The following is a 6962-nucleotide window of genomic DNA, read 5'->3' on the forward strand; positions in this document are numbered from 1 at the left end:
AAAATGTGATGAAAAAACCTTATAAAGTAATGGCTTTATCTACATTAATAGCAACAATCGTAGCGGGTGGCATTATGCCATCATATGCTTCGGCAGCGGAACCAGCACCTATTTATGCAAATCAAGACCTTAAATACCCTAGTTATTACCTTGGACCAACAGGGCTTGATAATGCGATGAAGGATACTAAATCCAATATGTTGGTAATGGACCTGTATGCCTTAACTATTCTTAAACAAGCAGATATTAATTTGGATGGTTTACCTTCAGTTGGCGATAATTTAAAAACATCCATTAAAGCCAACCAAAATCTTACTAGAGAAAATGCAACATACTGGTTAAATAATTTGAAATCAGGGATAGTTACGACGAATCAAAATATTATCAGTTATGATACAAAATTCCAAAATTATTCTCGTTATTTATTACAATATAAAAATGATCCAGTCAAACTAACAGCTTTGCTTACAAAGTTGAATGGTGAAATTTCACAGAATAAAGATCAAGTGACCAAATTAGTGGAGGATTTAAAAAGCTTTCGCGGCAAATTAGAAAAAGATACACAAAATTTAAAAGGGAATTCTGAAGATATCGTAAATATTTTAACTGGTCAAGAAGCTGGAATTCCACTGTTTCAGAAACAAATCGAAACAAATAAAGCATTAATCGATGAGAATAACAAAATTTATATTGCATCGTCGGTTGCAACTGCTGCTGGTGCATATTTAGTTCTTTCACCTTTTGCGCCCATTGGTGCACCTATATTAGGAGGCGGGATATACGGAGTAGTTTCATCGCAGCAGCAGATAATCAAGGCACAAGAAGAAATTATAACGCTAACACAAAATATTTCAATGGCGCAACTACAGTCAGCTAGGTTAACGATAGTGCAAAGTGATATTAAAAATTTAACAGATACAATTGATAAAGCTATTGTTTCTCTTGAAAATATAAAGACTGCGTGGGATGGAATGGGAACAAAATATGACTCATTGATTAAGAGTGCTAAAGCTGTTGACCCAGAATTCCTTGCTATGGATATAACAGCAGATCTGGATACAGCGAAGGATCATTGGGCGGATATTAGAAAGTATGCTGAAAAAATTCAAAGTAGTGAGATTTCATTCGTAGAAGATAAAAAATAATATTACTTCAAGAAATTGCCGAAGTAATGAAAATATAATATACTGAGTTTCCTTTTTGAAGAATATATAATGTGAGTCTCCTGTTCAAGTATGAGCAGGAGACTTCCTATATAGTTATGAAACTTAATAAAAATTATAGAATAAGAAAGTACGAGAATCTCTATTTTAATATGTTGTTTTATTTGCAATCATCGTAATTCATTTGAAGTAAAGAATCGAAGCTTATGAATTTAATAAAACATGTGATGTATGTGAAAGAGTAGGTGAAAAAGATGAATAAGAATTTATATAAGAAAATTATTTTGTCAACAATCATTACGGGAATGGCAGCGAGTAATGTAATTCCACTTCATACTTTGGCAGCAGAACAAACTGTGTCCCAACAGCAAGAAAGTTTGAAGAACTATTCCCTTGGTCCTGGTGAATTTAAAGAAGTAATGGGACAAATGGTGGCAAATATCCTTACAATGGATTCATATGCTAATACAATCAGTAATCAACCGCTGACAGATTTAAGTAAAATAAGTTCTATAAATGGTGATTTACAAGCAAACATGATTAAGCATCAACGGGATGCAATAGAGAATGCTGACTTTTGGTTCATGTATTTTAAAACTCGTATTATGTACACGCATCAGAATATTGTAAGTTATAATGATACGTTTCAAGCAAGTTATAAGCTTTTATTAACTGCTATAGAGCAAAAAGATACAGAGAAATTAAAATATGAACTAGAAAATTTGTACAATAGTATTTTGTACAATAGTCAAAAATTAGATGTACTGTTAGAAAAATTGAAAAATTTTCAAGGTGAAATAGCAGAAAATACAAGAAATTTCAAAGAAGATTTCAATCATTTGGAGGATATACTAGAAAGTACGAACGCTGGTATTCCGCTTCTACAACAACGAATTGAGAATTATAATAATACAATTAAAGAAAACTATGATAAACGTGGTGGCTATATAGCTTTATCTGTATTTATGCCTCCGATTGGTATACCATTGATTGTCACTACTGACAAGAATATCGCATCTGCACAACAAGAAATAGAACAATTAAAGTCCAGAATTTCTGGAGCAGAGGCAGAAGTAGTTATTTTGACTGATGCCAAAAATAAAACGGAACATATGGCTGCAACAGTTGGTACAGCTGTTACTGCTCTTGAAAATATAAAGACTCAGTGGGGGACAGTGGAGAAAAAATATAAATCATTGATTGACAGTGTTGACAACATTAGTCCAGACTTGTTTGATGAGATTATAAGAGCAGATCTGAATACAGCGAAGGATAATTGGCAGGACCTTAAAAATTATACAGATAAATTATATGAAGGTGCTAAGATTGCACAAAATAAATAGATTGTACAAATAGGACAACCGCAAATAGGACCAGATTGCAACTGAATACGTGTAAAATTAAATAATAAAAGCTTATCGTAAACTAAAAGAAGCATAAGATGGACAAAATGGCCATCTTATGCTTCTTGTTACAGCAATATTGTCGTACCCCAACAGATTATTGACTCGTGCAACTTCAATATATTATTCATATAATTCGTTTGAGGATTTATTCCATGATTTTATAATTTCAAAGCTGCCATTATAATAATAATTTCCCCCGAGTTTCATAACCGCCACATAAATTTAGTTAATAACCAGAGTCTTCTGAAGTAAGATTATCTATCATTTTATAATCGTATTTTTGTAATGGTTTTTCAGCCGGCCCTTCAAGTACTTCCCCTGTATACGAGAATCGCGAACCATGGCATGGGCAATCCCAAGAACGTTCTCCATTGTTCCATTCAACTTCACATCCAATGTGGGTACAAGTTGTATCTACAATATGAAGTTTACCTTCTGCATCCTTATAAGCTCCTTTTCTATGTCCATCAATATCAACGACAGCTCCTTCATCGTTAGATAAATCACGAATACATTTTTGAGGAATCTCTAACTTTCCTTTAATTAAGTGTCCAACAACATTGGCATTTTCAACTAAGAAATTCTTTAAACTAGGATTCATGTGGAAACGAGAGGGAGTATATAATTCCCGATATTTATTCTTTTCTTTTAATATGATGTCTCGAAATAAAAGCGCCGCTGCGGTTCCGTTTGTCATACCCCATTTTCTATATCCAGTAGCAATTAATATATTTTTTTGATCGGAGGTAATTTCACCGATATAAGGAATCTTGTCTAGTGTAATTAAATCTTGTGCTGACCAACGATATGGGATATTTTCAAGGCCAAAGACTTGTTGCCCGAATATTTCTAGTGCTTCATAATGTTTTAGTGTTTCTCCGCCTTGTCCCGTTTTATGACTTTCTCCAGAGATAAGAATAAATTTTTCTCCATTAATTGTTGTAGAACGGAGGGAGCGGGTTGGTTCATCTACACTAATATACATACCACCTGGATAATCTGTTTTTGTCTTAGCGGCAATTATATAGGATCGGTCTGCATGCATTCTTGTAGAGTAAAGTCCTGCGCCTTCATAAAAAGGGAAATGAGAACAAGAGAGAATATACTTTCCTGTAATTTGAGTTCCTCCACGGGTAAGAACTACAGGTTGTTCGCCTGTTTTTATATTTACTGCTGTGGTATTTTCAAAGATGTATCCACCTTTTTCTGTAATTATATTTGAAAGATGAGCTAAATACTTAAGGGGATGGAATTGTGCTTGATTTCTCATAACAAGTGCATTATGTATTTTTAAATCAATAGGAAGTTTGTTTACAAGTTCGCCTTCAATACGAAGTTCATTATAAGCTTCTGCTTCTTTTTCTAACTTAAATGCATATTCTTCTGTTGTGGCATACAAATAAGCATCTTGTTGAGTAAAATCGCAATCAATGTGATGTTTATTAATTGTGGTTTGAATGAATTTTAAAGCATCTATGTTTGCTTCATAATACAATCTTGCGGTAGTTTTTCCGGTATACCTGATAAGCTCGTCATAAATCATGTCATGTTGAGCCGTAATTTTAGCTGTCGTATGTCCAGTCGTTCCATTTAATAACTTGTCTGCCTCTATAACAGCGACTTTTAGACCTTCATTTACTAAAAGATAGGCAGAAGTAATGCCAGTAATTCCTCCTCCCACAATAATAACATCGACCCGCATGTCATTTTCTAAGGAAGGGTATTCTGGTAATTGAATACTGCTCGTCCAATAAGATTCGGCATTATGGGGTAATATTCCACTGTAATTCTCATTATTCGTCACTATAAATCCTCCATCCAATGTTTTATAGTTTTATTATTTCCACTTATTGGAGGGGTAAACTTTGAGCTTAGAAAACAGCAAATTGTGGCTGTATGTATGTTCAATTTAGCCGTAATTTTATTTGAACAGTGTTTTTGATTTTAAATAAAGTTTATTGAGGATTTGATTATTCATACTAAATCTCACTGTTAACTTAATAAGTGTTATTCAAGTGAACCACCCGCCACTTAGTAGCTCTTACGAGCTTACTTGATTAGTCGTTACTTTTGATAGCTAACAGTCATACAAATCATAAAATAAGAATTGATGACTTTCCTGTTCGAGGAGATAGGAAAGAGGTATGGGATACGATTGACTTTGAAAATTGGTTAGGGGAAAGTAGAAATAATGGAACATCTTTCACTCTTTTTTAAATCACCAATTGGAACAGATGAGAATGCCCGTGATTAACAATATCATACATTATTGGAATATGTGAAAAAATTCGAAGACAATGTGCAGTATTCTCGGTAACTTTAGAGTTGAAAAAATATGAATGTAGTATTCGGGCTAGATATCAGTATTAATATCCGAAATAGAAAATTAATTAGAAAGATTTAGTTAGAAAGTGATTTCAATGCCCTTTATTTAATATAAAATGAACCCCGCTAATAGTTGTGGGGCCATTTTATATTCTAGTGTTTTAAAGTTCATACTAGAAACCTCTAAATTCATGCTAATAAATAGGATTTTTTAAAAATTATTCAATTTCATTTGCAATTTTTTACATTTATCTCTTTTGTCATACTCAATGTAAGCTATGTGACCATCGGGGCGAATTAAAATGACATCTATATTTTTTAACTGAGAATCCTGTATTTCTCCTACAACCACCTTTGTGTGCGAATCAATCTTCATTTTATCTATTTCTTTTTTATAAGACGGATGTATTAATAAAATATATTTACCATCTTGCATCAATTCAAAGAGTTTATAAGTTTTCTTATTTTGAGAAGAAATAGTAAGATTTGTACATCTTTTCCCTGTCAATGGGTGCCTTTCTTTCGTATGCATAGAAGAATATATAACTCCCAAGCCACTTACTCTTTCAGCTAAATCTTGATTCACCTCTGGGTATGTTAGTACATGCGAGAATAACTCTCTTAATTCCATACCTGCATTTGAAAAGTTTATCATTAATTGTTCTTGCGCTTGTACTTCCTTGAAAAATTGTTTTCCTACATCATGTCGTTCAATATGATAACTTCCTAATAAACTTTCATATTTTTTATGTTTTATAGCCAGTCCCAATTTCCATCCTATATTAAAAGCATCTTGTAATCCTACATTCAAACCTTGTCCTCCAGCAGGGAAATGAATATGCGCTGCATCTCCTGCCAAGAATACACGCTTATGTTGATAAGTATTTGCTAGTTTGGTTGCATTCCCAAAACGAGAAAGCCATATTGAACTCTTAATTCGAATATGTTCACCTGTAATACTATAAATACTATCTATAAGCTCTTTTTCTGTGACAGTAACATGAACAGGTATTGTCTGATTCTTAGGATCTACAATTGCAATACGAAATACATCAGGTGCAATAGGTACCATCATTATGATCCCATTTATATTAGATGTAGATAAAAATGGGTTATCTGGTACATCTTCTAAAATGACATCGCCTAATATAGCAGTAGTTGTTGTATCTGTTCCATTAAACGGTATATGTGATAACTCACGAACTACGCTTCTTGCTCCATCAGCGCCTACTACATACGGAACTTCTATTTTATATATTGTTTCTCTTTGCTCTATTTCTAGTTGTACGAATGTATCATACTGTTTTAAATTTTTTAAAGTATGGCCACGTTTAATGTCTACACCTAATTCCAATGCACGCTCTTCTAATATTTCTTCTGTAATAGATTGGGGAATAAAAAGCGTATATGGAAAATCAGTATCTAAATTTTTAAAGTTTAATCTTGTATCTAGGGCAGCAAAATGGCTTGTATCTGATTTCTTTCCTCTAGATAAAAATCGATTTTCAATACCTCTCATAGCCATTAATTCTAAAGAGCGAGGGTGCAGTGTGAGTGCTCTAGAATTTCGAATCCGATTTAATCTTCTCTCTAAAACGACAACTTTTACGCCTTGAATAGCTAATTCACATGCTGTCATAAGTCCAACTGGACCACCGCCAACTACCGCGACATCATAATAATTTTCCATATCATGCCCTCCATTTATTTACGTAATTAAAAGCTAATGCAAATTTAATTATAATATATTTTAGTTTCCAAGGAAACTAAAATGGGATGTCTTAGACCTTATATCAAACATCCGATATAGGGTCTAATTGGATTCAATATAAGAAAGATAACAGATCAATCTATTTCTAATCATTTAAAGGGAAGGGTATGTAATTGAGATGGATAATACATACTTAGATTAATTGAGACACCTAATTCATCACACGGTTGAACTAGTTGATTATATGGAATTTGCAAGAACTTATGAAGTTAATACAAAACTTTTGAACTACCCCCACTTTCACTTCGTTTAGAAGAGGGGGATTCCTAAGTAAAGAGTTCTATCGAACTCTAATTT

General features: G+C 33.1%; 4 protein-coding genes and 1 pseudogene. 3 read left to right on the top strand and 2 right to left on the bottom strand.

The genetic code is table 11. From position 1 onward, the window contains the following. Positions 1–8: 8 nt before the first annotated feature. Positions 9–1145 (top strand): non-hemolytic enterotoxin subunit B, encoded by a 1137-nt coding sequence (nheB, locus tag JDS95_RS28300; RefSeq protein ID WP_000743454.1) that lies wholly within the window; start codon positions 9–11, stop codon positions 1143–1145. A gap of 272 nt (positions 1146–1417) precedes the next feature. Continuing rightward, entirely contained in the window at positions 1418–2506 is a 1089-nt protein-coding gene (gene nheC, locus JDS95_RS28305) for a non-hemolytic enterotoxin subunit C (protein ID WP_199690925.1), read from the top strand. A gap of 289 nt (positions 2507–2795) precedes the next feature. On the opposite strand, the gene JDS95_RS28310 is transcribed toward nheC, so the two are convergent. Continuing rightward, positions 2796–4373: an FAD-dependent oxidoreductase gene (locus tag JDS95_RS28310; RefSeq protein ID WP_098257650.1), complete on the bottom strand. Its 1578-nt coding sequence runs from the start codon at positions 4371–4373 to the stop codon at positions 2796–2798. 278 nt (positions 4374–4651) lie between these two features. Between JDS95_RS28310 and JDS95_RS32265 the strand changes: the two are divergent. Beyond that, positions 4652–4823 (top strand): annotated as a pseudogene (locus tag JDS95_RS32265) (inositol-3-phosphate synthase); the annotation flags it as partial. A 282-nt stretch (positions 4824–5105) separates the two neighbouring features. Here JDS95_RS32265 and JDS95_RS28320 read toward each other — a convergent pair. Continuing rightward, on the bottom strand, positions 5106–6584 hold the full coding sequence (locus JDS95_RS28320; protein ID WP_199690926.1) for an FAD-dependent oxidoreductase: 1479 nt from the start codon (positions 6582–6584) through the stop codon (positions 5106–5108). Positions 6585–6962: the final 378 nt, after the last annotated feature.

It is taken from the genome of Bacillus cereus group sp. N24, from assembly GCF_016483345.1.
Taxonomy (GTDB): Bacteria; Bacillota; Bacilli; order Bacillales; family Bacillaceae_G; genus Bacillus_A; species Bacillus_A toyonensis.